The following is a 25,793-nucleotide window of genomic DNA, read 5'->3' as shown; positions in this document are numbered from 1 at the left end:
TGCAATGCGGGAGGGGGCTTGCCCCCGATAGCAGCCTCTCAGTAGAAACACCACTGACTGAGACACCGCTATCGGGGGCAAGCCCCCTCCCACATTTGAGCCACTTTTTTACTGACCTAAAGTCACTCAGGCATCTAACTCTGCCCAACGCTCCATCAGCACTTCCAGCTCTTGGTTCAACTTCTCCAGAGAAGCGATGACCTTGGCAGTTTCCGCCGCCGGACGCAGATAAAAACCCGCATCAGCCATGTCGGCTTCTACCGCAGCAATCTGCTGTTCCTTGGCGTCGATATCACCCGGCAAGGCTTCCAGCTCGCGCTGCAACTTGTAGCTGAGCTTCTTCTTGGCCGTCGGCGCAGCCTCGGGTGCAGGGGCAGCAGCGGCAACAGGTGTGACCACCGCCGAGTTCAAGTCGGCCTTGCCGGACTTGCTCTCGGTCACGCCCAACAGGCGCGGTGAACCGCCCTGGCGCAGCCAGTCCTGATAGCCACCGACGTATTCGCGCACCTTGCCTTCACCTTCGAAGACCAGGGTGCTGGTGACCACGTTATCGAGGAATGCCCGGTCGTGGCTGACCATCAGCACAGTGCCGTTGAAGGTCAATAAGACCTCTTCCAGCAGTTCAAGGGTTTCTACGTCGAGGTCGTTGGTCGGTTCGTCGAGCACCAGCAAGTTGGCAGGTTTGCTGAACAGTTTGGCCAACAGCAAGCGTGCGCGCTCACCACCGGACAAGGCCTTGACCGGCGTCCGTGCGCGCTGCGGGCTGAACAGGAAGTCGCCCAGGTAGCTCAGCACGTGGCGGCTCTGGCCGTCGATGTCGATAAAGTCGCGGCCTTCAGCCACGTTGTCGATCACGGTTTTTTCCAGGTCCAACTGATGGCGTAACTGGTCGAAGTAAGCCACGTCGATGCGTGTGCCCTCCTCCACGGTGCCGCTGGTCGGCTTCAGACCATTGAGCATCAGCTTGAGCAAGGTAGTCTTGCCGGTACCGTTGGCGCCCAGCAGACCAATACGGTCGCCACGCTGCAGGACCATGGAGAAGTCCTTGATCAGGAACGGACCGTCCGGGTGATGGAAGCTGACGTTTTCCAGCACCATCACTTGTTTACCCGACTTGTCGGCGGTATCCAGCTGGATATTGGCCTTGCCGGTGCGCTCACGACGCTCGCTACGTTCAACACGCAGGGCTTTGAGGGCGCGCACGCGGCCTTCGTTACGGGTGCGGCGCGCTTTGATGCCCTGGCGGATCCAGACTTCTTCCTGGGCCAGCTTTTTGTCGAACAGCGCGTTGGCAGTTTCTTCCGCCGCCAGCGTCGCTTCTTTGTGCACCAGGAAGCTGGCGTAGTCGCCGTTCCAGTCGATCAAGCCGCCGCGATCCAGTTCAAGGATGCGCGTGGCCAGGTTTTGCAGGAAAGAACGGTCGTGCGTGATGAACAGCACGGCGCCCTGGAAATCCTTGAGGGCTTCTTCAAGCCAGGCGATGGCGCCGATGTCCAGGTGGTTCGTTGGTTCGTCGAGCAGCAACAGATCCGGCTCGGACACCAGGGCCTGGGCCAGCAGCACGCGGCGACGCCAGCCGCCGGACAACTCGGCAAGGGTCTTGTCGGCCGGCAGTTGCAGGCGGCTCAGGGTGCTGTCCACCAGTTGCTGCAGGCGCCAGCCATCACGTGCTTCGAGGTCCTGCTGAACGTGCATCAGCTTGTTCAGGTCTTCCTCGGTGACGCAGTTCTGCGCCAGGTGATGGTATTGCGCAAGCAACTCGCCCACACCGTCCAGGCCTTCGGCAACCACGTCGAACACTGTCCGTCCGTCGGCCACCGGCAATTCTTGCGGCAATTCGCCAATCTTGAGGCCCGGGGCGCGCCAAACAGAGCCGTCATCGGGCTTTTGGTCGCCTTTTACCAGCTTCATCATGCTGGACTTGCCGGTGCCGTTGCGGCCGATGATGCACACCCGCTCACCACGGGCGATCTGCCAGGACACCTTGTCCAACAACGGCATAGCGCCGAAAGCAAGGGACACATCGCTGAATTTGAGCAGGGTCATACGCTTCTCCAAAAACTGGGCGCGCATTCTACCTGAGTTGAGGGTCGGATGCGGCCAGCATTTTCAAGGCCGACACGTTCTGTAGGACATTTCCCGTAAACCTGAACGAACCGGCCAGCAAAGCTTTCGCCGGTCGCTGGCAAAAGGCTAAGCTAGGGGCAATCAGCGTCGGCAGTGCCGGCGCTAGTCGTGATTTCTCTGCACGGACGTCTCATGCGCAGTCGCCTTTTCAACTTTTTATCTTGTCTGCTTCTTTCCGCCACCGCCGTTCAATCCGCCCAGGCCGTGGACCTCACCACCCAACGTCAATATTACGATGAAGCCAAGCGCGCTCTGGCCAAGGGCGATACCGGCCCGTACATGCAATACAGCCAGGCCCTGGCCGATTATCCGCTTACACCGTACCTGGCCTACGACGAACTGACTGCGCGCCTGAAAACCGCGAGTAACCAGGAAATCGAGCAGTTCCTGGCCAAAAACGGCGACCTGCCCCAGGCGAACTGGATGAAACTGCGCTGGTTGCGCTGGCTGTCCGAGCGTGGCGACTGGCAAACCTTTGAAAAGTACTACGACCCCAAACTCAATTTCGTCGAACTGGACTGCCTGCACGGCCAATACCAGCTCACCCACAACCTCAAGGCCGAAGGCTACAAGACCGCCGAAAAGCTGTGGATGACCGGCAAATCCCAACCCGCCGCCTGTGATGCCACGTTTGGGCAGTGGGCCGCCGACGGCCAACTCACCGAACAGAAAATCTGGGACCGCACCAAACTCGCCGCCGAAGCGCGCAACTACGCGCTGGCCAACAGCCTGGTAAAAACCCTGCCAACCCTCGGTGCCCAAGGTCGCCTGATGGTGGACGTGGCGCAAAAGCCCGACATGCTAAGCGATCCATCGCGCTTCCAGCCGGCCACCGAGGCTATGTCGGATGCCGTAGGCCTGGGCCTGCGCCGCCTGGCGCGCCAGGACCCGGACAAAGCCATGGCCCTGCTCGACGGTTACGCCAGCAGCATGCACTTCTCCCGTGACGAAAAAGTGGCAATCGCCCGTGAAATCGGCCTGACCCTGGCCAAGCGTTTCGACCCACGCGCCCTTGAGGTGATGACCAAGTACGACCCGGAACTGCGCGACAACACCGTCTCCGAATGGCGCCTGCGCCTGCTGTTGCGCCTGGCGCGCTGGGAAGATGCCTACCAGTTGACGCGCAAACTCCCACAAGACTTGGCCACCTCCAACCGCTGGCGCTACTGGCAGGCGCGCAGCCTCGAACTGGCTGAGCCGAAGAACCCGCAAGCATTGGTGCTCTACAAGAACCTTTCGCGGGAACGGGACTTCTACGGTTTCCTCGCCGCCGACCGCTCCAAGGCTCCGTACCAGTTGAACAACAAGCCGCTGGTGATGAGTCAGGCGCTGGTCAATAAAGTGCGTAACACACCCGGCGTGCGTCGCGCTCTGGAGTTCTACGCCCGTGGCCAGATCGTGGATGGCCGCCGCGAGTGGTACCACGTCAGCCGTCATTTCAACCGTGATGAGATGGTCGCCCAGGCCAAGCTGGCGTACGACATGAAGTGGTACTTCCCGGCCATCCGCACCATTAGCCAGGCCCAGTACTGGGACGATCTGGATATCCGCTTCCCAATGGCCCACCGCGACACCCTGGTGCGTGAAGCCAAGGTGCGGGGCCTGCATTCGAGCTGGGTATTCGCCATTACCCGCCAGGAAAGCGCCTTCATGGACGACGCCCGCTCCGGCGTAGGCGCCAGCGGCCTGATGCAACTGATGCCCGGCACCGCCAAGGAAACCGCGCGCAAATTCAGCATCCCGCTGGCCTCCCCGGCCCAGGTCCTGGACCCGGACAAAAACATCCAGCTCGGCGCCGCCTACCTGAGCCAGGTGCACAGCCAGTTCAACGGCAACCGCGTGCTCGCTTCCGCCGCGTACAACGCCGGCCCCGGCCGCGTGCGCCAGTGGCTGCGCGGAGCGGATCACTTGAGTTTCGATGTATGGGTGGAAAGCATCCCATTCGACGAAACCCGTCAGTATGTGCAAAACGTGTTGTCTTATTCGGTGATCTACGGGCAAAAACTCAACTCACCACAGCCGCTTGTGGATTGGCATGAGCGCTATTTTGATGACCAGTAAGGTCTGAAGCCACTCTGAAAATGCCCGCATCGAAAGATGCGGGCATTTTCATTTCCACGGCTGCAAATATTCTGATCGCCCGGGGAAATACACATACAGAAAAAACATGATGGAACGCGAAAAGTCTGATGTTCACTCAGCCCACGAGCTCAGTCGATAAATCATCTCTGAGTGACTGACTTCAAAATGGCCTAGAGAGAAACTCAGACATGACACTCACGTCCATCAGCAGCCGCATAAACACTCAGCCCGCGACCAACATCATCACCCCCCCGCCACTCTTCGAGATCAAGAGTGAAAAGCCGCACACGCCTGATCAAGATGCCGGCAAAACGCCGCAAGCCAAGGCCGATCAGGAATTGGCCGTGCTGTTTGCCGCCGTATCAGCCAGATCGGCGAAAACCGGCCCATCGTACGATGGCATCGAGAGCGTTGAGGGTATCCCGCCAAGTTCGACCTTCGGCCAGTGGTGGACGCACCTGCATACGCTGCTCAAGCATCCCCAATTCGTCGAATGGGCAACGCAAAGGCACATTAATCTTTCCAAACCCCTAATGATCAGTCTGCGTGACGAGATCACCTTCACCATGACTGATGGGCGCCGGGAGGTGTTCAGGGCAACGGATGAAAACCCGCTCTGGCCGGTCGTTGTGGCGCCGATTCTTCGCGCCGCCAACGTCGTGGCGGCGGGCAACAGCCCCCTTCGTCTGTCCGCATCGGACCCCACATCTGCGCCCTTTGAAGTGGTGGCGAATTTTCACGGTGAATCGGTACCCCTCACGACGTCACGGACAGCAGAGCTGCAGCAGACCCAGACATTCACCAAAAACGCCGCCAACGCGGTTCCGAACAAGGTCGAGGATGGGCCGGCCAATACGGGCAAGCTCAATACAGAGCGGACCGCCCTTGGCGACTTGGTGGACACGCGCGCGCTCTGCGAAAAGCTCAAGGGCCTTGTGCGCTATGGTACTGAGGGGATTGAGGAGCGGTTAAAGAACACAACGATAGAGGTGCACCCGCACTCGTCATTCGGCCAAGGCCCCGAAACCGGCCCTGGACGCACCGTGACACTTGAGCAATTTATCCTGGCAAATAACTGGCGGTTGCCCAGCACGCTTGAAGCACTGGAGAACATGATCAGCACGCTCAATGCCCCACCGTTGCAGGCACCACACCTAGGCAGCCTGGGTGGGGCGATCTCGTGGCCGGCCCCGCTGAGCGACCACGACCAAAAGAGCGTTTACAGTCATTTTCACTACAACCTGCAACTACCGGCGTTGGTGAAGGAAAGAACGGAGCCCCAAAACCCACGGGGAGTTTTGGGTTATCTCACAAGCCACCTGCACATTTCCCAAAACGAATTGCGCGACCCACTTAAAGTCATCGAAAAAATCATCAACACACCAAAAGCCATCGAACTCGAAGCCGCCTTGCACCAAAAGATGGGGGATGGCTGGAAGACCAGCTCTAGCCATGACTGGCTGTTGACTGCCATCGCTACCACTCTGGACCCAGAAAGCATGTTTGGCCCGCAACTCAATCATCTCGCGGGTTTCAATCTGGCCGACGGACGTTTCATGGGGCAGACCCTCGCAACTATCAAGCAGGCGTTCATTGACCACCTGATAAAACTGAACAGAGCCTCGCCGGACATGGCGCCCATTGCTGCACAAATGCTGCTTTCGCGTACAGCGCCGGAGTTATTGGTCAAAAACGTTCCTGCCAGCATTACGTTGGGATCGGCGGCGTGGGTGAGTTTCAAAGCGGCGGTGACGCGGATCGAGGCCTATAGCCCTGGTGCCACGATGCAGATGACGTTTGCGCAAGTGTGTGCCAGAGATGCCCTGGACCCGATTTCGCAAGAGGGGCAGGCCATTCAGCAAGTGACATCGCGAGCGGCGCTTATTGAGTGGGGCAAGATCAACGGCGAACTCGTGCCCCGCGATGACGGGAACTATCCTCAGGCTGACATTGATCGGGTCCAGCGCGCGCTCGCTGACAAAACTTCAACGTTGCAACAAGCCGTCGAGCAACTTGCCAGTAAGGTGCCGACCCAACGCGATGTGGCGCTACAGCAACTCAAGCAACAATTCGGCGAGGGGCTTCCCTACGAACTTAAATGCTTTCGCGATAATAGCCCCCGCGGCAGAGGCCACGGAAACCTTGCTAGCTCCACGCAGCCAAAATATTCGCTACTGGACTTTTATCTTTCAAAACCCGAAGTCAATCCGTTTTCTAATTGGGTATCCGATAACAACACGATTGCCCCCAGCATGATTGCCCGTCTTGCTCACTTGCCAGACGCAAAATCCCTGCATAAACAAGCCTTTGTCGACTATGCGGAAGGCACCAAAAAAGCACAGGCGAGCGTGATAAAAAACCAGCTTGCGAAACTTCCTCTGGAAGATCGCCAGAATCTTGAGTTTGGCAGCATTCGTATATTCATAGAGGGTCAGGTCAGCCGTTATGAAAGCAACCTCCCAGGTTTCACAATTAATGACGAAGATAAAGTACCCAGCCAGCCGAAAGAGCAAAAGGCACTGATCTTCCAGACCGAGCGCGACGGAAACCTGGAGTTTTATGAAATATCAGCGCAAAAAGGCCAGATAAATAAACGTGACGATCTGAAGACAAACTTTAAGGAAGGCCCCCAAGGAGATTGGGTCAAGGTGCCCAGCCATCAAGGTTCAAAATGGACAAATACGGCGATCCATGAAGTCAAACCAAGCGCCTCCCAAGATGCAGTACAACAACGGGCCAGGCAGTTGCCAGTGACCATCCCTGCCTCGTTCAGCAGCGCGCGCAGCGCCTATATCAGCAATACGGTAGTCAATTACTCCAATCCGGAATCAAACTTTGAGCAACTACTGGAACTGACCAAAAGCATCACGACATTCGATGAAGAGGCCGATAAGGAAAAAGCCCTGTTCAACATAATTGTAGGGCTAATACCTGGGGCGTCTGCCGTTAAAAACCTGATCAATGGAGACCCCTTGGCGGCACTGGGAGATCTGTTGTTTGACGGAGTGATGTACTTGACCGGCTCGGCCCTGGGCAGAGGCGCGAGTGCCGTTGGCGGTCCCAGAGGCGCGACCCGGGTGGCCATGGCGAGCAGCCGAATAGGTCGCGGCGTGCTGGGTAAAGCCTCGGGCGCGCCGGCCAGCAGTGCCCGGCTGGCCGCAGGCACGAAACCCCTTAATGCACGGCAACTGTCGCAGAGCACGATGGATCACGCTCAACTGCGCGCGTTTGCCGAACGAGCCGACATAGCGGAAGGCACTTATCGCGCCCCCGGTGCACTCGAACCCAGCCGAGTAACCGCCCAACTGGATAACAAAACCGGTCACTGGCTGCACTATGACGTGAATAAAAACACAGCTTACGGGAAGAAACTGGATAACTTCTCACCCGACAATCATCGGCCAATTTCAGCCGCAACAGGCAGTCAACCTGCACCTGCAACCGCACCTGTGTCTTTCGAAAAAAGTCTGGCCTATGACAACGTCATACAAATGAAAGGCACGATGAAAGACCTCAAACTTGTGGCCAATGAAATGCATGTGTTCGTCGACACCTATAAAGGTGTTGATCGCCTGAATATTGTCGCCCACGGTCTTGAGCGCAGCCGACTGGACAGATTTTTGAACCGTGGAAGCAGCATCGTTATCGACAATACCGCGTACTCGGCCAAAGACTTGGTCGCTTTGTTGAACACGAAAGGCGTCGACCCCAGCGCCTTTAACAATGTGCGGCTATTGGTTTGCTACTCTGGCGAGGGTGGCAGTCGCGCCTTCGGCAGCTTGCTGCAAAAGGAGATCAACCGGCCGGTGAAGGCGTTCGAGGGCTCGGTTTCAATGCAACACGGCTCTAGGTCATTGACGGCCGCGCGAGACGACCTGATTGCGCGGATCAACGAGATCAGCCCCGGCATCTCTGCTAAAAACGCCGAGCGGCTGGCAGATATGAACATGTATCAGGCCTTTGTAGGGAAAGTCACCCAGCACGTTGTCAAGACTCACGGTAGCAAGATAAAGATGAACGTGGCGCTTCTGGGCGAGCCCAAACACTATGTGGACACTAGGGTTTCGTACAAACCTGTCTACTTCCGTTAGCACTGGTGCCAGGCATAGCAGGTCATTGCGCTTGCGCACCACTATTGAACTGCAATGCCGCCAACCGCGCATACAACGGGTTGCTCGCAATCAGCTGCTGATGCGTGCCCACCGCAACCAATTTGCCTTGGTCCATTACCGCAATGCGGTCGGCGTTCTTCACCGTCGCCAGGCGGTGGGCAATCACCAGCGTAGTACGGCCCTGCATCAATTGCGGCAGTGCCTGCTGGATCAAGTGTTCACTTTGCGCATCCAGAGCGCTGGTGGCTTCGTCCAGCAGTAGGATTGGTGCGTCCACCAGCAACGCGCGGGCGATGGCCAAGCGCTGGCGCTGGCCACCAGAGAGGCCCAGCCCGCCATCACCGAGGTGGGTCTGGTAGCCGTCGGGCATTTGCAAGATGAAGTCGTGAGCATGGGCGATGCGTGCAGCGGCTTCGACTTGCTCGCGGGTAGCTGAGGGATTGCCGTAGCGGATGTTCTCTTCGACGCTGCCGAAAAACAACGCCGGGCTCTGGGACACCAGGGCAAAGTGGCGGCGCAGGTCCAGGGGGTCGAGGTCGGTCAGCGGATGGCCTTCGAGCAGGATTCGGCCATGCTGCGGATCGTAGAAACGCAGCAGCAGGTCGAAGATCGTCGACTTACCCGCGCCGGACGGGCCGACGAGTGCCAGGGTTTCACCGGGGTTGATGGTCAGGTTCAACCCGTCGATAGCGTAGCTGTCAGGTCGCGAGGGATAGGAAAAGCGCAGATCTTGCAGCTCCATACGGCCACTGACCCGCTCGGGCAATTTCACGGTATCGGTTGCCGGAGCCTGGATTTCATTAGTCGACTGCAACAGCTCACCAATCCGCTCAGCTGCACCGGCTGCACGCTGCAGCTCACCGAGCACTTCGCTCAGGGTGCCGACCGCGCTGCCGACGATCAGGCTGTAAAACACGAACGCCGCCAGTTCGCCGCCGGAAATGCGCCCACTGATCACGTCCATGCCGCCGACCCACAACATCACACCCACGGCGCCGAGCACCAGCATGATCACCAGCGTGATCAGCCAGGCGCGCTGGGCGATGCGTTTACGCGCGGTGGCAAAGGCTTCTTCCACGGTCACGGCAAAGCGCTGCTCGTCCTGAACCTGGTGGTTATAGGCCTGCACGGTCTTGATCTGGCCAAGGGTTTCGGACACATAACTGCCCACATCGGCAATGCGGTCCTGGCTCAGGCGAGACAGGCTACGCACGCGGCGCCCGAAAATCAGGATCGGCGCCAGCACCAGCGGCAATGCAACCACCACGATGCTGGTGAGCTTGGGGTTGGTGACGAACAGCAACACGATGCCGCCAATGACCATCAAGGCATTGCGCAGGAACAGTGACAGCGACGAGCCGATCACCGATTGCAGCAAGGTAGTGTCGGTGGTCAGCCGCGACTGGATTTCCGAACTGCGGTTGTTCTCATAGAAGCCGGGATGCAGGTAGATGAGGTGGTTGAACACCTGCCGACGAATATCCGCCACCACTCGCTCGCCAATCCAGGAGACCAGGTAAAACCGCGCAAAAGTACCCACCGCCAAGCCAAGCACCAGGATCATGAACAGGCCGATGGACTGGTTGAGTAGGTGTGGCGATTGGGTCATGAAGCCCTGGTCTACCAGCAGGCGAATGCCTTGGCCCATGGACAAGGTAATCCCGGCGGTAACGATCAGCGCCAGCAACGCACCCAGCGCCTGCCAGCGGTATGGCGCGATAAAACGGCTGGCCAGGCGAATCGCGCGGCGTTGACGGGTTGAGAACATAGGGGCATCACCGATGAGGAACCTGTACCCAACATTGGGGGAACTTGGGCAAATAACAATGAGTCAGGTTAATTATGCCCGCCGATACTCATCCCTAGAGGCTATCGGTCTAATGCCCGGCTGGAAATCGGCCGCCGTTTCTGGTGGACTGAGTATTCGAACCGGTGGTCGTGCAGGGAGTTGTAACAGCGCGGTCACGCGGGGGTTTTAAAGTAGGTATACAACCTGATGAGGAGACAGGCCATGACCTTGCAAAACAGCAGCGATGCCAAAATTAAAGTGATCCGCCAACCCCAGCAGTTGCCTTGCTCCGTCATCGACGCCCAAGGCCATGAGGTGCAGATCACCGAAGAAATGATCCAGCAAGCGTGCCGCGAACTGGAAGAAAAACTGGTCAAGCCTGCCCAGCAAGGCTGAAGCGCCCAAGCTCTTTCAGACCCGGCCTCGATGGCCGGGTTTTTTATGGGCGCTTAAACAGCTACCGCGCCCAGTGCGGACACGATCTTCGACAACGCCGCCGACTCCCCATTGATGCGCACGCTCAAGCCATCAATCTCGCGACGCTCGGGATAGTGCTTGCGCAGCAGGTCGAACGCCTTGCGCTGCTCTTCCACAGTTCCAACCAGGCTCCGACGGAAATCCGCATCATCCCGGCGCGGGTCGTACACGCTGCGGCACAAGGTCGCCAGCGCCCAGGCCGGGTCGGTGGAGGCATTCAAGTGCACTTCAGCCAACCACAGCGCAGGCAACAGCTCACTCAACTGAATGCTCGGTTCCTGACCCAGGTACGCGCAAAACGCCTGGTAGATCTGCGCCGTGCCGCGCTGGCGGCCTTCCAGGCTGTAACCGGCGATATGCGGTGTGGCCAGCACGCATAGGTCGGCCAGGTCCACATCCACTTCGGGCTCGCCTTCCCACACATCCAACACCGCTTGCAGGTCTTCGCGTTCCAACAGCACCTCGCGCAGGGCGGCGTTGTCCACTACCGGGCCACGGCTGGCGTTGATCAGCCAAGTGCCGGGTTTGAGTTGTTCGAGGCGCTGACGGTCGAATAAATGCCAGGTAGAGCCATTGCCGGACTTGGTCAAAGGCGTGTGCAGGCTGATCACGTCACACTGCTCGATGATCTGCGCCAGGCTCACATAGTCGCCCCCTTCGGCGATCTGCCGCGGCGGGTCGCACACCAGGACATTCCAGCCCAGGCCTTTGAGCACCTTGACCAACCGCCCGCCCACTTCACCGGCGCCGACAATGCCATAGGTGCGTTGGTTGAGGTCGGCGCCTTCGATCTCGCCGAGGGTCTGCAGGCTGCCCAGCACGTAGTCCACCACACCACGGGCATTGCAGCCAGGCGCGCTGGACCATTGGATGCCGGTCTGCTTGAAGTAGTCGAGGTCCAAGTGATCCGTGCCGATGGTGCAGGTGCCGACAAAACGCACCTTTGAGCCCTCCAGCAACGCGCGATTGACGTTAGTCACCGAGCGCACCAGCAGTACGTCAGCCTGCTCGACCGTGGCGCGATCAAGGGAACGGCCGGGCACCCGGCGAATCTCGCCAAATCCTTGGAAGAAGGCATCGAGCAGAGGGATATTTTCGTCGGCAACAATCAGCATGGCAGGCTCCTTTGGCGGATCAGCAGTGTACAGGGATGCGATCTGCAATGTGGGAGGGGGCTTGCCCCCGAATAGCCGTGTGTCTGCGACTATCCAGTGACTGACACTCTGCAATCGTGGGCAAGCCCCCTCCCACCAGGGATATGCGGTGCCCTGGGAGGTCGCTTACAAATCCCTAACACAGGTTTTTTCCTGACCATGGTGTCAAGGCGTAGAATCCGCCGTCCTTGCGCTATTTTCTATTGGACACCCGCACGTGAACACTGCCGCCACCCCCCTCACCCGCCCCGCCCGTATCAGTCGGGAAGTGCGCGACCTGCTGACGCTCGCTCTGCCAATCATGATCGGCCAACTGGCTACCACCGCCATGAGTTTTGTCGACGCGGTGATGGCCGGACGTGTCAGCCCCCAGGACCTGGCGGCAGTGGGGTTGGGCAACTCGATCTGGATCCCGGTGTACTTGCTGATGAGCGGCACGCTGCTGGCCACCACACCAAAAGTCGCTCAGCGCTACGGTGCCGGCAAATTCAGCGAAATCGGACCGCTGGTGCGCCAGGCCTTGTGGCTGGCGGTGGTCGTGGGGATCCTCGGAGGATTGCTGCTGCTGTGCGCCGAACCGATCCTGCATGCCATGAAGGTCGAGCCTGACCTGATCGTGCCGTCCATGGGCTACCTGCACGGCATCGCTGCGGGGATGCCAGCGATTGCGCTGTATTACGTGCTGCGCTGTTTCAGCGATGGCCTGGGCCGTACGCGACCGAGCATGGTCATGGGCCTGGTCGGCCTGGCGCTGAATATTCCGCTGAACTACATCTTCATTTACGGCCACTTTGGCGTGCCGGCCATGGGCGGCGTGGGCTGTGGCTGGGCCACCGCCATTGCGATGTGGGTGATGATGCTCGGCCTGGCCGTCTGGACGCGCTGGGGCCCGGCCTATCAGAGCAGTGAATTGTTCAAACGCTTCGATTGGCCGCAATGGGCCGTGATCAAGCGTGTATTGGGGATTGGTCTGCCGATTGGCGTCGCGATCTTTGCCGAGTCGAGCATTTTTGCAGTGATCGCCCTGTTGCTCGGCAGCCTCGGCGCCACGGTGGTGTCCGGGCATCAGATTGCACTGAACGTCAGCTCCCTGGTGTTCATGATCCCCTACTCCCTGAGCATGGCGGTCACCGTGCGCGTCGGTCAGGCCCTGGGGCGTGGCGAAGCACGTGAAGCGCGCTTCGCCGCCGGGGTCGGCATGGGCACCGCGCTGGCATATGCCTGCCTGTCGTGCAGCCTGATGCTGTTGTTTCGCGAGCAGATCGCGACGATCTACACCCCGGACCCGGTGGTGATCCACCTAGCGTCGACGCTGATCGTATTCTCGGCGCTGTTTCAGTTCTCGGACTCGATCCAGGTCACTGCCGCTGGCGCATTGCGGGGCTATCAGGACACCCGGGTGACCATGGTGCTGACGTTGTTCGCCTACTGGGGCGTGGGATTGCCGGTGGGCTACGCACTGGGGCTGACTGACTGGCTCGGCGCGCCCAGCGGCCCAAGCGGTTTGTGGCAAGGGCTGATCGTGGGCCTGAGCTGTGCGGCGGGGATGTTGCTGGTACGCCTGGCGCGCAGTGCACGCCGGCGTATCCGGGCGGATAAGGCGCGCGCTTAGTCGGCCTTTTTGCGAATCCAGTACAGGTAAGTGCCGGCCTGTTCCTGCTGATCCACCAATTCGTGGTCAAGGAACACGCAGAACTTGGGAATATCGCGACGGGTTGACGGGTCGGTCGCGATCACTTTGAGCAAGCCGCCTGCCGGCAGATCCCGGATGTGCTGGTGCAGCATCATCACCGGTTCCGGGCAGTTGAGGCCTGTTGCATCGAGAACGCCGTCTACGGGGCTGTCGTTAATATCGCTCATTGATTACTCCTCGTTAACGGGCCTTGGTTTTCTTCGCATCCACCAGCCGACGCAGGTGGCACGTCACTTCCTCACGGTCGTGGTAAAGCTGCTTGCAACCGATCTCCACGCGGATGCCGCGCGCCTTGAAACCTTCTTCGATGCGCTCCAGCAGACGCTTCACTTCGGCATAACGCTGCTTCATCGGCAACTTCAGGTTCACCACCGCCTCGCGGCAATATCCTTCGCCAATCCAGGTTTCCAGCAGCGCGGCGTTGCGTGCGGGTTTCTCCACAATGTCGCACACCATCCAATCAACCGGTTGCTTGGGCACGAAAGTGAAACCGTCGGCCATCAGGTGCTGCACCAGGCCGGTGTCCATCAGGCTTTCGGCCATGGGGCCGTTGTCGATGGCCGTCACCAACATGCCGCGGTTGACCAGTTGCCAAGTCCAACCGCCCGGCGCGGCACCGAGGTCGACGCCGGTCATATCGCCGTGCAGGCGCTCGTCCCACTGGTCGCGGGGGATAAAGTGGTGCCAGGCCTCTTCCAGCTTGAGGGTTGAGCGGCTTGGCGCGTCACGCGGGAATTTCAGGCGTGGAATGCCCATCGGCCACATCGCCGAGTTGTTCGACTCGGCCAGCCCCATGAACACTTCGCGGCCACTCTTGAACGTCAGCAGCAAGCGCGGCTTGCTCGGGTCGTCCACCAGTTTGCCGGCGTTGAGCAGGGCTTTGCGCAGGTGCACTTCGAATTTCTTGCAGAAGTTCGACAGTTCCTTGCCATCGTTGGTGTCGACCATCTCCAGCCAGAGGCTGCCGCACACCGGGAATTCACGCAGGTGAGCGAGGATCACGCTGATGCGATCGGTTTCCGGCAGGTCGATAAACACCCCGCGCGCCCACTGCCTCGGGAAGATCAGCTCGGCAAAGCGTTGGCCGTGCATCAAGCGCTGGGCGCCGTCTTCTTCGGTGCAGACAAATTCGGCGCAGGCGCTGCCGGTCTTGGCTTTGGCGTAGCCGGAAACGTTCAGACGCGCGGCGTGTTCCGCGATCTCGGAACAGACTTCGCCTTCAAAACCCGGGCGGCAGTGCATAAAAAGGGTGTTCATTGAATCTCCTGGCAACTGGCTTGCTCGATCGCAATGCCTGTCATGAAAACGCGCGCATGATAGCCGAGTTCGGAACCTTGGACTTGCCCATAGAGTCCAGTTATTAGCCTGCTAATGAAAACAGCGCTAGTTTTAAAGCTCTGTTCGTCCCGTCAGGTCCGTAGCCGTGCGGACCATAAGGAGTCATGTAATGTCATCCCTTGATAGCCTGAGAACCCTTAAAACTTTAGAAATCGACGACAAGACCTACCACTATTTCAGCCTGCCCGAAGCCGCCAAGAGCCTGGGCGACCTGGATAAGCTGCCGATGTCGCTCAAGGTGCTGCTGGAAAACCTGCTGCGCTGGGAAGACAACAAGACCGTCACCGGCGCAGACCTCAAGGCCATTGCCGCCTGGCTCAAAGAGCGCCAGTCCGACCGTGAGATCCAGTACCGCCCCGCCCGCGTGCTGATGCAGGACTTCACCGGTGTACCCGCCGTAGTCGACCTGGCCGCCATGCGCGCCGCCGTGGCCAAGGCCGGGGGCGACCCGCAGCGCATCAATCCGCTCTCCCCCGTGGACCTGGTGATCGACCACTCGGTAATGGTCGACAAGTTCGGCAATGCCGACGCCTTCGAAGAAAACGTCGATATCGAGATGCAGCGCAATGGCGAACGCTACGCCTTCCTGCGCTGGGGCCAGAGCGCCTTCGACAACTTCAGCGTGGTGCCGCCGGGCACGGGCATCTGCCATCAGGTCAACCTGGAATACCTTGGCCGCACCGTCTGGACCAAGGACGAGGACGGCCGCACCTACGCCTTCCCCGACACATTGGTCGGCACGGACTCCCACACCACCATGATCAATGGCCTCGGCGTACTGGGCTGGGGCGTGGGCGGCATCGAAGCGGAAGCGGCGATGCTCGGCCAGCCGGTGTCGATGCTGATCCCGGAAGTAATCGGCTTCAAGCTCACCGGTAAACTCAAGGAAGGCATCACCGCCACCGACCTGGTGCTGACCGTGACCCAGATGCTGCGCAAAAAAGGCGTGGTGGGTAAATTTGTCGAGTTCTACGGCGACGGCCTGGCCGATCTGCCCTTGGCCGACCGCGCTACCATCGCCAACATGGCCCCGGAATATGGCGCCACCTGCGGATTTTTCCCGGTGGATGACGTCACCCTGGATTATCTGCGTTTGTCCGGTCGTCCGGCGCAAACCGTGAAACTGGTCGAGGCTTACACCAAGGCCCAAGGCTTATGGCGCAATGCCGGTCAGGAACCGGTGTTCACCGACAGCCTGGCCCTGGACATGGGCAGCGTCGAAGCCAGCCTGGCTGGGCCAAAACGTCCACAGGACCGTGTGGCCCTGCCGAATGTCGGCCAGGCCTTCAGCGACTTCCTCGACCTGCAATTCAAACCCACCAACAAGGAAGAAGGCCGCCTGGAAAGTGAAGGCGGCGGTGGTGTGGCCGTGGGCAACGCCGACCTGGTGGGCGAAACCGACTATGAATACGAAGGCCAGACCTATCGCCTGAAAAACGGCGCCGTTGTGATCGCCGCCATCACCTCCTGCACCAACACGTCCAACCCCAGCGTAATGATGGCCGCCGGGCTGGTGGCGAAAAAAGCCGTGGAAAAAGGCCTCACGCGCAAACCGTGGGTGAAGACCTCACTGGCTCCCGGCTCCAAGGTGGTCACCGACTACTACAAGGCGGCAGGCCTCACTCAATACTTGGACACCCTAGGCTTTGATCTGGTGGGCTATGGCTGCACCACCTGCATCGGCAACTCCGGGCCATTGCCCGAGCCGATTGAAAAAGCCATCCAGAAGGCCGACCTCGCCGTGGCCTCGGTACTGTCGGGCAACCGTAACTTCGAAGGCCGCGTGCACCCATTGGTGAAAACCAACTGGCTGGCATCGCCGCCGCTGGTGGTCGCCTATGCGCTGGCTGGCACCGTGCGCATCGATATCAGCAGCGAGCCGTTGGGTAACGATCAGGACGGAAACCCGGTCTACCTCAAGGACATCTGGCCAAGCAGCAAAGAAATTGCCGACGCCGTGGCGCAGGTCAGCACCAGCATGTTCCACAAGGAATACGCCGAGGTGTTTGCCGGCGACGAGCAGTGGCAGGCCATTGATGTGCCCCAGGCAGCGACGTACGTGTGGCAGAAGGATTCCACCTATATCCAGCATCCACCCTTCTTCGAGGACATCGACGGCCCGTTGCCGGTGATCAAAGACGTCATGGGCGCCAACGTGCTGGCGATGCTGGGCGACTCAGTCACCACCGACCACATCTCCCCCGCCGGCAATATCAAGGTCGACAGCCCCGCTGGCCGCTACCTGCGCGAGCAAGGCGTCGAACCGCGGGACTTCAACTCCTACGGCTCACGCCGCGGTAACCATGAAGTGATGATGCGCGGCACGTTTGCCAATATCCGCATCCGCAATGAAATGCTCGGTGGCGAAGAAGGCGGCAACACGCTGTACATCCCCACCGGCGAGAAGATGCCGATTTACGATGCGTCAATGAAATACCAGGCTTCGGGCACGCCGCTGGTGGTCATTGCAGGTCAAGAGTACGGCACCGGCTCCAGTCGCGACTGGGCGGCCAAAGGCACCAACCTGCTGGGGGTCAAGGCGGTGATCGCCGAAAGCTTCGAGCGGATCCACCGTTCCAATCTGGTGGGCATGGGTGTGTTGCCATTGCAGTTCAAGCTGGATCAGAACCGCAAGGCGCTGAAGCTCACGGGCAAGGAGAAGATCGATATTCTCGGGCTGAGCGAGGTGGAGATCGTGCCGCGGATGAACCTGACGCTGGTGATTACCCGCGAGGATGGCAGCCGCGAGAAGGTCGAGGTGCTGTGCCGGATCGACACCTTGAATGAAGTGGAATACTTCAAGTCGGGGGGGATTTTGCACTATGTGCTGCGGCAGTTGATTGCGTCGTAAGGCGATCTCAAAAGCAATGGAGAACTAATGTGGGAGGGGCGGTGCGACGATTCGACTTGCCCCCGATAGCGGTGGATCAGTCATAGATGTTCTGACTGACATACCGCCATCGGGAGCAAGCCCCCTCCCACACTTTGACCGCGTTTAACGCTTCAGATCAGCCGAACAGCCACTTCCACAACAGCACCAGAACGACCACTGCCAGCACCGGCCGCGCAATGCGGTAAGCCTTTGGATGCTTGCGCTTCCACTGTTTGACCACACCACTGAACTTGTCACTGAAGGTCTTGCTCCAGGCATACGCCTGGTTGATGCCGCCGACGCGCTCGTCATCCAGGTTCTGCGGCGCGGTGGCGCGGCCCAGTTGCTTGCTGACCCAACGGTTGACGCGGGTCATCACGCGATTACTCAGCGGGCGCTCGATGTCGCAGAACAGGATCACGCGTGTCTTCTCGGTTTCGTTCTTCACCCAGTGCACGTAGGTTTCGTCGAACATCACGTCCTCACCGTCACGCCAGGCATACACCTGGCCGTCGACGAAGATGCGGCAGTCGTCGGAGTTCGGCGTGGACAAGCCCAAGTGATAACGCAGGGAACCGGCAAACGGGTCACGGTGCGGGTTGAGGTGGCTGCCGCCCGGCAACAACGCAAACATCGCCCCTTTGACGTTAGGAATGCTGCTCACCAAGGCCACGGTTTTCGGGCACAGCGCCTCGGCCGATGGCAGGGGTTTGTCGTACCACTTGAGGTAGAAACGCTTCCAACCCTTTTTGAAGAACGAACCGAAACCGGCGTCGTTGTTCTTTTCGGCGGCGCGAATGTAACCCTCGTCGAACAGGTGCATGGCCTCTTCGCGGATCACTTCCCAGTTGTCCTTGAGCACGTCCAGTTCCGGAAACTTGCTGCGGTCCAGGTAAGGTTTGGACGGCACGGCCGAGAACAGGTACATCAAGGCGTTATAGGGGGCGAACAGCGCCGAATGGTTAACGAACTGGCGCAACATCGGTAAACGGGCCTTGCCGCGCAGGTGTACATACAGCGTGCTACCGATAAACAGCAGCAACACCGACAGTTTGGCGGCCAAAGAAAAGGTCATGCAGCAACTCCTGGAAATAAGCGTCTGGCCAACAACTTCCCGTCACGGGGAAACCAGACGTAGCAGCCAGCCATGATAAACAGTTGGGCCAGTATGCAGAAGGCCCAGGGTAACGGGGCTGACACACATCAACCCCAAACGCTCATCAGGCCTGGTTTTCCTGCTCGGTAAACAAATCGCTGAATAGCATGCTCGACAGGTAGCGCTCGCCGGAGTCCGGCAGGATCACCACGATGGTCTTGCCCTGCATTTCCGGCTTCTCGGCCAAGCGCACGGCCACGGCCATCGCTGCGCCACAGGAAATACCGCACAGAATTCCCTCTTCCTGCATCAGGCGCCGTGCCATGGCCTTGGATTCGTCGTCGGTCACCAACTCGACGCGGTCAACCATCGAAAGATCGAGGTTTTTCGGCACAAAGCCGGCGCCGATGCCCTGGATCTTATGCGGGCTGGGCTTGATTTCTTCACCGGCGAGCGCCTGGGTGATCACCGGCGACACAATCGGCTCCACGGCCACCGACAGAATCGGCTTGCCCGCTATGTTCTTGATATAGCGCGACACACCGCTAATGGTGCCGCCGGTGCCCACGCCCGCTACCAACACATCGACCGCGCCGTCGGTGTCGTTCCAGATTTCCGGACCGGTGGTTTTCTCGTGGATCTCGGGGTTCGCCGGGTTTTCAAACTGGCCCGGCATGAAGTAGTTGGCTGGATCGTTGGCGACGATTTCGCCGGCCTTTTCGATAGCGCCTTTCATGCCTTTGGCCGGCTCGGTCAGGACCAACTCGGCGCCCAGCGCCTTGAGCACCTTGCGGCGCTCGATGCTCATCGACGCCGGCATGGTCAGCAGCAGCTTGTAACCACGGGCGGCGGCGACAAACGCCAGGCCGATGCCGGTGTTGCCAGATGTGGGTTCGACAATGGTCATGCCCGGTTTGAGTTTGCCGGTGCTTTCTGCGTCCCAGATCATGTTCGCGCCAATGCGGCACTTCACCGAGTAACCCGGATTACGCCCTTCGATCTTGGCCAGGATGGTCACGCCACGGGGGGCGATCCGGTTGATCTGCACCAGGGGCGTGTTACCGATGGAGTGCGCGTTGTCTGCAAAAATGCGGCTCATGACGGGTCCTATAGGCAATTTCAAGAAGGCAATAAGGGTATGCCTCGTACTGCAAAGCGTCCAGTCAGAGGAACGTTGCTCGGCTCGCGGCAGTCCATGTTTTACCTGCAAGGAGAACTGCCCGATGAAACGTCGCTACAGCTGGCCACTATGGACCGTCGCCGGATTGCTGGTGGTCATGGTTGCCTTAAGCATCGCCCTGCCCTACTTAGTGCGTAATTATCTGAATGACAAGCTCGCCGACATGGGCGATTACCGAGGCCGAATTACCGACGTGGACCTGGCGCTGTGGCGCGGCGCCTACCGGATTAACGGCCTTGAGATCATCAAGGTCGACGGCAAAGTGCCGGTACCGTTCGTCAAGGCGCCGCTGATCGACCTGGCGGTGAGCTGGCATTCGCTGTGGTACGACCATGCAGTGGTCGCCAAAATGCGTTTTATCGAGCCTGAAGTGAATTTCGTCGACGGCGGCGCTAACAAGCAGGCGTCTCAGACCGGTAAAGGCACCGACTGGCGCGAGCAGTTGAGCAAGCTGGCGCCGATCACCCTTGATGAAGTGCGTATCGAAGAGGGCAAGATTGCCTTCCATAACTTCAGTTCCAAACCCGTGGTGAAGATCGACGCGACCAACGTCAACGCCAGCTTTTATAACCTGACCAACGTCGTTGACGTCAAAGGCAAGCGCGACGCCCGCTTCGACGGCAAAGCCCTGCTGCAAGGCCAGGCCCCGCTGGAAGCCAGCGCCACCTTCGACCCGCTGAGCAATTTTGAGAACTTCGAATTTCGTTTCCGCGCCAAAGACCTGCAACTCAAGCGCATGAATGACTTTGCCTCGGCCTACGGTAAGTTCGACTTCAAGGCCGGCACCGGCGATGTAGTCATCGAAGCCCAGGCCGAAAAAGGCCAACTGACTGGCTATATCAAACCGCTGCTAAGGGATGTGCAGGTGTTTGACTGGCAGCAAGACGTGGAGAACAAGGACAAGAACATTTTCCGTTCGATCTGGGAGGCCGTGGTGGGTGCGAGCGAGACCGTGCTCAAGAACCAACAGAAAAACCAATTTGCCACCCGCGTCGAACTCAGTGGCAGCGTGCATCAGAAGGATGCCAGCGCGTTCTCTGCGTTTTTAGCGATTTTGCGCAATGGTTTTATCCAGGCGTTCAATGCGCGCTATGAACAGCCCAAACCCAGCGCAGATTAAAATGTGAGGGGGGGCTTGGTCCGATGGCGGCGGATCAGCCAATGAGTCTGTTGGCTGAAACCTTGCCATCGGGGGCAAGCCCCTCCCACATTGGTCATTCAGAGACTGAATAACCCGTCTGCGTTCACAGTCGCCGGGGCTGCGCGGTATAGTCCCGGCATTGATGAATGCGAGGAAACACCGATGAAGTTCGAAGGCACCCAGGCCTATGTGGCTACCGATGACCTGAAACTGGCCGTCAACGCCGCCATCACCCTGGAGCGGCCGTTGCTGGTCAAGGGCGAACCGGGCACCGGCAAGACCATGCTCGCCGAGCAACTGGCCGAATCCTTCGGCGCCAAGCTGATCACCTGGCACATCAAATCCACCACCAAGGCCCATCAGGGCTTGTACGAGTACGACGCGGTCAGCCGCCTGCGTGACTCGCAGTTGGGCGTGGACAAGGTGCACGACGTGCGCAACTACCTGAAAAAAGGCAAGTTGTGGGAAGCGTTCGAGTCCGAAGAACGGGTGATCCTGCTGATCGATGAAATCGACAAGGCCGACATCGAGTTCCCCAACGACCTGCTGCAAGAACTCGACAAGATGGAGTTCTACGTCTACGAAATCGACGAGACCATCAAGGCCAAGAAACGCCCGATCATCATCATTACCTCCAACAACGAAAAAGAGCTGCCGGACGCGTTCCTGCGCCGCTGCTTCTTTCACTACATCGCCTTCCCCGACCGCACCACCCTGCAAAAGATCGTGGATGTGCACTACCCCGACATCAAGAAGGACCTGGTCAGCGAAGCGTTGGACGTGTTCTTCGACGTGCGCAAAGTACCGGGCCTGAAGAAAAAGCCATCCACCTCCGAACTGGTGGACTGGCTCAAGCTGCTGATGGCCGACAACATCGGCGAAGCGGTGCTGCGCGAGCGCGATCCGACCAAAGCCATCCCGCCGCTGGCCGGTGCCTTGGTCAAGAATGAGCAAGACGTGCAGCTGCTGGAGCGTCTGGCGTTCATGAGCCGTCGCGGTAATCGCTAATGTTGCTCAACCTGTTCAACGAGATGCGCGCCGCCAAGGTGCCGGTGTCCGTGCGCGAGCTGCTCGACCTGATCAACGCGCTCAAGCAGCGCGTGACCTTCGCCGACATGGACGAGTTCTACTACTTGGCCCGGGCGATCCTGGTCAAGGACGAGCGGCATTTCGACAAGTTCGACCGCGCGTTTGGTGCCTATTTCAACGGCCTGGAAAAGCTCGACGACCATTTGCAGGCGCTGATCCCCGAAGATTGGCTGCGCAAGGAATTCGAGCGTTCGCTGAGCGATGAAGAACGCGCGCAGATCCAATCCCTTGGTGGCCTCGACAAGCTGATCGAGGAATTCAAAAAGCGCCTGGAAGAACAGAAAGAACGCCATGCGGGCGGTAACAAATGGATCGGCACCGGCGGCACCAGCCCGTTCGGCTCCGGCGGCTACAACCCCGAAGGCATTCGCGTCGGCGACGCCGGCAAGCGCCAGGGCAAGGCGGTGAAAGTCTGGGACCAGCGCGAGTACAAGAACCTCGACGACCAGGTTGAGCTGGGCACGCGCAATATCAAGATCGCCCTGCGCCGCCTGCGCAAGTTCGCGCGCCAGGGTGCGGCCGAAGAGCTGGACATCGACGGCACCATCGACCACACCGCCCGCGACGCCGGTTTGCTAAATATCCAGATGCGCCCGGAACGGCGCAACACCATCAAGTTGTTGCTGCTGTTCGACATCGGCGGCTCGATGGACGCCCACGTGAAGATCTGCGAAGAGCTGTTCTCGGCCTGCAAGACCGAGTTCAAGCACTTGGAATATTTCTACTTCCACAACTTCGTGTACGAGTCGGTGTGGAAGAACAACCAGCGCCGCACCTCGGAGCGCACTTCCACTCAAGACCTGCTGCACAAGTACGGCGCCGACTACAAAGTGATCTTTATCGGCGATGCATCGATGGCACCGTATGAAATCACCCAGGCCGGCGGCAGCGTCGAGCACTGGAACGAAGAGCCGGGGTATGTGTGGATGCAGCGCTTCATGGCCAAGTACAAAAAGCTGATCTGGATAAACCCGTATCCCAAGGATACGTGGGGTTACACCGCGTCAACAGGGATTGTGCGGGAGTTGGTGGAGGATCAGATGTATCCGCTGACATTGCGCGGGCTGGAAGAAGGGATGCGCTTCCTCTCCAAATAAGCGCCGAGCCAAATAATGCAGGAGATCTCATGTGGGAGGGGCGGTGCGACGATTCGACTTGCTCCCGATAGCCGTGTTTCAGTCAACACATCAGTGACTGAACCATCGTCATCGGGAGCAAGCCCCCTCCCACATTTTAAATTGCGGTGTTATGTAAATCGGCGCAAATATTCGACATGCTGCCGATGCGCCGTTTCCTGGACCACCGGCACCAACCTCACCTTCTCTCCCGGTAAATACTGCGCCAGCCGCGCCAGCGACAAAGGCGTCAACGCCCCCATACGCGGATAACCGCCAATGGTCTGCCGATCATTGAGCAACACAATCGGCTGCCCATCCGGCGGCACCTGGATGCCACCCAACGGGATACCTTCGGAAATCAGCGACGGCCCTTGGTACCGCAACGGCGTACCGAGCAAGCGCATGCCCATGCGGTCGGCGCGACTGTCCAGGGCCCAATCGGTATTGAAGGCATCGAACAGACTTTGGCCGCTGAACTGGCCGATTTGTGCACCGACGATCACATCCAGCGGCGCCTTGGCGGGCAACGCCTGTGCACTCAGCACTTTCATCGCGCCGCCCGTCCCGGAATAGGCCAACCGCCCGCCCTCGGCCAACGCTTTGCCGAATCCGTCCGGCCCGCCCAGTGCTTCACGCACCACCGTCGCACAACTGCCCAGCACATCCGGCGCATCAAACCCGCCGGGTGCCGCCAGGTACGCCCGCGCACCGTTGAACGGCTGGGTAAAGCGCAAACGCTGGCCTTTTTGCAGGATAAAACTGCGTCCCGGACTGATAGGGCGTTCATCGACATACGCGCCCAGGTCCGCACCGGCCAAGGCCAGCAGGCAATACTCCTCGGCCTGCACGGTAAAGCCGCCGAGGGTGATTTCCACCACCGGTGCGTCCAGCGCATTGCCCAGCAGCCAATTGGCCCACGACATCGACACCCAATCCAGCGCGCCGCCCTGGGTCACGCCCAGGTGGCGTACGCCAAAACGACCGGCGTCCTGCAACAGGCACAGCGGCGTGCTGGCCTCGATGATCAAGCGGCTCATGCCTGCGCCTCCAACGGCGTGTCATCGCCACCCAGGTTGATAAATTCGGCACGACTGACCGCTTCGAAGCGCACCGTGTCGCCAGGTTGCATGAGGCTGTAGCCGTCTCGCGCGCGGTCGAACAGTTTGGCGGGGGTGCGACCGATCAGGTTCCAGCCACCCGGAGAAACCACTGGGTAAGCAGCCGTTTGGCGCTCGGCGATCCCCACACTGCCAGCCGCCACGCGTTTGCGCGGTGTGCTGAGGCGTGGGCTGGCGAGGACTTCGTCCACTAACCCCATAAAGGCAAAACCGGGGGCAAAGCCAAGGGCGAACACCTGATATTCGTGGGCGCTGTGGAGACGGATCACGTCGTCGACGGCCAGGCCACTGCGCTGGCTGAGCAAGGTCAGTTCCGGGCCGACGCTCAGGTCGTACCACACCGGCAGCACATGGCATTGACCGCTTCCCTGGGCCTGAGGCTGCAAGTCGGTGAGGGCGTGGTCGATCAGCTCTCGGGCCTGGGCAGGGCTCAGCGCGATGAGGTCGTAATGCACCATCAAGGTGGTGTAGGACGGCACCAGATCCACCAATGCAGCGCCGAAGCCTTCTCGCAAGCGTTGCGCTGCGGCAAGCATCCACGGCATGTTGGCTTCTGCAATCGCATCGAACAGACGCACCATCAGGCAGTCGATGGCCACCACTTCAATCCGCGGCTTCATGCTGGCTTCAATGCCTCGCGGATACGCTGCACGGCAGCAATTGAACTGGCGTTGTCGCCATGCACGCACAGGGTATTGGCGTTTAGTACGAGGGCGCTGCCGTCGCTGGCCGTCAACGGTTCGCCACGAGAAATGGTCAGGGCTTGCTGGATGATCGTTTCGGCGTCGTGGTGCACAGCGCCGGGTAACTGGCGGGAAACCAAGTGGCCGTTATTGTCGTAGGCGCGGTCGGCGAATGCTTCAAACCACAGGGTCACGCCATACTCATCGCCCAATGCCTGGGCTGCGCTGTTATCGCGAGTGGCCAGCAACATCAGCGGCAAGTCACCATAAGCGGCCACCGCCCCGATGACCGCACGCAGTTGTTTCGGGTTGGCCATCATGTCGTTGTACATCGCGCCATGGGGTTTGACGTAGCTGACGCGACCGCCTTGGGCACGGCAAATGCCATCGAGGGCGCCGATCTGGTAGTGCAGCAGATCCTGGATTTCCTGAGGGGTATAGGCCATGGAACGGCGGCCGAAGCCTTGCAAATCCTGGTATGCCGGGTGCGCCCCCACTTGCACGCCATGCTTGAGCGCCAAGCTAACAGTTTTGCGCATGATGCTTGGGTCGCCGGCATGAAAGCCGCAGGCCACGTTGGCGCAATCAATGAACGGCATGACCTCGGCGTCCAGACCCATGGTCCAGTTACCAAAGCTTTCGCCGATATCGCAATTCAGTAAAAGACGGCTCACGGTCTGGCGCTCCTGTAGGACTTATTTTTTTGCAGTGTGGGATTTTTAAC

At 59.5% G+C, this 25,793-nt stretch carries 18 protein-coding genes; 8 read left to right on the top strand and 10 right to left on the bottom strand.

All coding sequences use genetic code 11. The features are described 5' to 3' along the window. Nucleotides 1-126 precede the first annotated feature (126 nt). Nucleotides 127-2,046: an ATP-binding cassette domain-containing protein gene (locus LRO94_RS08220; protein WP_032888786.1), complete on the bottom strand. Its 1,920-nt coding sequence runs from the start codon at nt 2,044-2,046 to the stop codon at nt 127-129. A 213-nt stretch (nt 2,047-2,259) separates the two neighbouring features. Between LRO94_RS08220 and LRO94_RS08215 the strand changes: the two genes are divergently transcribed. Together LRO94_RS08215 and LRO94_RS08210 are read left to right on the top strand one after the other, a co-directional pair. Next, nucleotides 2,260-4,188: a transglycosylase SLT domain-containing protein gene (locus LRO94_RS08215; protein WP_032888785.1), complete on the top strand. Its 1,929-nt coding sequence runs from the start codon at nt 2,260-2,262 to the stop codon at nt 4,186-4,188. Between the two features lie 209 nt (nt 4,189-4,397). Then, entirely contained in the window at nt 4,398-8,300 is a 3,903-nt protein-coding gene (locus tag LRO94_RS08210; protein WP_179179394.1) for a hypothetical protein, read from the top strand. A 22-nt stretch (nt 8,301-8,322) separates the two neighbouring features. Here LRO94_RS08210 and LRO94_RS08205 read toward each other — a convergent pair whose 3' ends face one another. Continuing rightward, on the bottom strand, nt 8,323-10,089 hold the full coding sequence (locus LRO94_RS08205; protein WP_099601402.1) for an ABC transporter transmembrane domain-containing protein: 1,767 nt from the start codon (nt 10,087-10,089) through the stop codon (nt 8,323-8,325). A gap of 243 nt (nt 10,090-10,332) precedes the next feature. Here LRO94_RS08205 and LRO94_RS08200 point away from each other — a divergent pair, with 243 nt between their 5' ends. Next, a complete protein-coding gene (locus LRO94_RS08200) occupies nt 10,333-10,506 on the top strand; it encodes a PA1571 family protein (RefSeq protein WP_164440445.1) in 174 nt (57 codons plus the stop codon). Nucleotides 10,507-10,559: 53 nt separating this feature from the next. On the opposite strand, the gene pdxB is transcribed toward LRO94_RS08200, so the two are convergent. Further along, nucleotides 10,560-11,702 carry a 4-phosphoerythronate dehydrogenase PdxB gene (pdxB, locus tag LRO94_RS08195; protein WP_179179395.1) on the bottom strand — a complete coding sequence of 381 codons (1,143 nt, stop codon included), beginning with the start codon at nt 11,700-11,702 and terminating at the stop codon, nt 10,560-10,562. Nucleotides 11,703-11,958: 256 nt separating this feature from the next. Between pdxB and LRO94_RS08190 the strand changes: the two genes are divergently transcribed. After that, on the top strand, nt 11,959-13,353 hold the full coding sequence (locus LRO94_RS08190; RefSeq protein ID WP_032888778.1) for an MATE family efflux transporter: 1,395 nt from the start codon (nt 11,959-11,961) through the stop codon (nt 13,351-13,353). Here the strand turns inward: LRO94_RS08190 and tusA are convergent. After that, nucleotides 13,350-13,601 carry a sulfurtransferase TusA gene (gene tusA / locus LRO94_RS08185; protein ID WP_032888777.1) on the bottom strand — a complete coding sequence of 84 codons (252 nt, stop codon included), beginning with the start codon at nt 13,599-13,601 and terminating at the stop codon, nt 13,350-13,352. The genes LRO94_RS08190 and tusA overlap by 4 nt on opposite strands. 13 nt (nt 13,602-13,614) lie before the next feature. After that, nucleotides 13,615-14,691, bottom strand: coding sequence for a 23S rRNA (cytidine(2498)-2'-O)-methyltransferase RlmM (gene rlmM, locus LRO94_RS08180; RefSeq protein ID WP_032888775.1), 1,077 nt, complete (start codon nt 14,689-14,691; stop codon nt 13,615-13,617). Between the two features lie 190 nt (nt 14,692-14,881). Here rlmM and acnA point away from each other — a divergent pair, with 190 nt between their 5' ends. Next, the gene (gene acnA, locus LRO94_RS08175) at nt 14,882-17,623 is read left to right on the top strand and encodes an aconitate hydratase AcnA (protein ID WP_122755745.1); all 2,742 of its coding nucleotides are present in this window, start codon (nt 14,882-14,884) and stop codon (nt 17,621-17,623) included. Between the two features lie 157 nt (nt 17,624-17,780). Here the strand turns inward: acnA and LRO94_RS08170 are convergent, their stop codons facing one another. Next, the gene (locus tag LRO94_RS08170) at nt 17,781-18,719 is read right to left on the bottom strand and encodes an aspartyl/asparaginyl beta-hydroxylase domain-containing protein (RefSeq protein WP_032888770.1); all 939 of its coding nucleotides are present in this window, start codon (nt 18,717-18,719) and stop codon (nt 17,781-17,783) included. Nucleotides 18,720-18,864: 145 nt separating this feature from the next. Continuing rightward, the gene (cysK, locus tag LRO94_RS08165) at nt 18,865-19,839 is read right to left on the bottom strand and encodes a cysteine synthase A (RefSeq protein WP_179179396.1); all 975 of its coding nucleotides are present in this window, start codon (nt 19,837-19,839) and stop codon (nt 18,865-18,867) included. Nucleotides 19,840-19,963: 124 nt separating this feature from the next. On the opposite strand from cysK, the gene LRO94_RS08160 reads away from it, so the two are divergent. The 3 genes from LRO94_RS08160 (at nt 19,964) to LRO94_RS08150 (ending at nt 23,247) form a co-directional block, all read left to right on the top strand. Continuing rightward, the gene (locus LRO94_RS08160; RefSeq protein ID WP_122755744.1) at nt 19,964-21,040 is read left to right on the top strand and encodes a DUF748 domain-containing protein; all 1,077 of its coding nucleotides are present in this window, start codon (nt 19,964-19,966) and stop codon (nt 21,038-21,040) included. A gap of 183 nt (nt 21,041-21,223) precedes the next feature. Continuing rightward, nucleotides 21,224-22,069 carry an AAA family ATPase gene (locus LRO94_RS08155; protein WP_003210690.1) on the top strand — a complete coding sequence of 282 codons (846 nt, stop codon included), beginning with the start codon at nt 21,224-21,226 and terminating at the stop codon, nt 22,067-22,069. Next, the gene (locus LRO94_RS08150) at nt 22,069-23,247 is read left to right on the top strand and encodes a vWA domain-containing protein (protein ID WP_095184104.1); all 1,179 of its coding nucleotides are present in this window, start codon (nt 22,069-22,071) and stop codon (nt 23,245-23,247) included. The genes LRO94_RS08155 and LRO94_RS08150 overlap by 1 nt, the downstream gene beginning before the upstream one ends. Nucleotides 23,248-23,396: 149 nt before the next feature. Here LRO94_RS08150 and LRO94_RS08145 read toward each other — a convergent pair whose 3' ends face one another. From LRO94_RS08145 to LRO94_RS08135, 3 genes are read right to left on the bottom strand one after another with little or no spacing between them, the layout of a single operon-like run. After that, a complete protein-coding gene (locus LRO94_RS08145) occupies nt 23,397-24,305 on the bottom strand; it encodes a 5-oxoprolinase subunit C family protein (protein WP_179179397.1) in 909 nt (302 codons plus the stop codon). Next, the gene (pxpB, locus tag LRO94_RS08140) at nt 24,302-25,006 is read right to left on the bottom strand and encodes a 5-oxoprolinase subunit PxpB (protein WP_095184102.1); all 705 of its coding nucleotides are present in this window, start codon (nt 25,004-25,006) and stop codon (nt 24,302-24,304) included. Before pxpB ends, LRO94_RS08145 begins: the two co-directional genes overlap by 4 nt. Next, nucleotides 25,003-25,743: a 5-oxoprolinase subunit PxpA gene (locus tag LRO94_RS08135; protein ID WP_122680191.1), complete on the bottom strand. Its 741-nt coding sequence runs from the start codon at nt 25,741-25,743 to the stop codon at nt 25,003-25,005. Before LRO94_RS08135 ends, pxpB begins: the two co-directional genes overlap by 4 nt. Nucleotides 25,744-25,793 lie beyond the last annotated feature (50 nt).

Source organism: Pseudomonas sivasensis (assembly GCF_021391435.1).
GTDB lineage: Bacteria > Pseudomonadota > Gammaproteobacteria > Pseudomonadales > Pseudomonadaceae > Aquipseudomonas > Aquipseudomonas sivasensis.
Note: the sequence above shows the minus strand (reverse complement) of the source record. Positions and strands in the feature narration are given on the sequence as shown.

Coding starts and splice junctions, on each gene's coding strand:
- LRO94_RS08220 (WP_032888786.1), bottom strand. CDS start 2,046: ATGACCCTGCTCAAATTCAGCGATGTGTCCCTTGCTTTCGGCGCTATG.
- LRO94_RS08215 (WP_032888785.1), top strand. CDS start 2,260: ATGCGCAGTCGCCTTTTCAACTTTTTATCTTGTCTGCTTCTTTCCGCC.
- LRO94_RS08210 (WP_179179394.1), top strand. CDS start 4,398: ATGACACTCACGTCCATCAGCAGCCGCATAAACACTCAGCCCGCGACC.
- LRO94_RS08205 (WP_099601402.1), bottom strand. CDS start 10,089: ATGTTCTCAACCCGTCAACGCCGCGCGATTCGCCTGGCCAGCCGTTTT.
- LRO94_RS08200 (WP_164440445.1), top strand. CDS start 10,333: ATGACCTTGCAAAACAGCAGCGATGCCAAAATTAAAGTGATCCGCCAA.
- pdxB (WP_179179395.1), bottom strand. CDS start 11,702: ATGCTGATTGTTGCCGACGAAAATATCCCTCTGCTCGATGCCTTCTTC.
- tusA (WP_032888777.1), bottom strand. CDS start 13,601: ATGAGCGATATTAACGACAGCCCCGTAGACGGCGTTCTCGATGCAACA.
- rlmM (WP_032888775.1), bottom strand. CDS start 14,691: ATGAACACCCTTTTTATGCACTGCCGCCCGGGTTTTGAAGGCGAAGTC.
- acnA (WP_122755745.1), top strand. CDS start 14,882: ATGTCATCCCTTGATAGCCTGAGAACCCTTAAAACTTTAGAAATCGAC.
- LRO94_RS08170 (WP_032888770.1), bottom strand. CDS start 18,719: ATGACCTTTTCTTTGGCCGCCAAACTGTCGGTGTTGCTGCTGTTTATC.
- cysK (WP_179179396.1), bottom strand. CDS start 19,839: ATGAGCCGCATTTTTGCAGACAACGCGCACTCCATCGGTAACACGCCC.
- LRO94_RS08160 (WP_122755744.1), top strand. CDS start 19,964: ATGAAACGTCGCTACAGCTGGCCACTATGGACCGTCGCCGGATTGCTG.
- LRO94_RS08155 (WP_003210690.1), top strand. CDS start 21,224: ATGAAGTTCGAAGGCACCCAGGCCTATGTGGCTACCGATGACCTGAAA.
- LRO94_RS08150 (WP_095184104.1), top strand. CDS start 22,069: ATGTTGCTCAACCTGTTCAACGAGATGCGCGCCGCCAAGGTGCCGGTG.
- LRO94_RS08145 (WP_179179397.1), bottom strand. CDS start 24,305: ATGAGCCGCTTGATCATCGAGGCCAGCACGCCGCTGTGCCTGTTGCAG.
- pxpB (WP_095184102.1), bottom strand. CDS start 25,006: ATGAAGCCGCGGATTGAAGTGGTGGCCATCGACTGCCTGATGGTGCGT.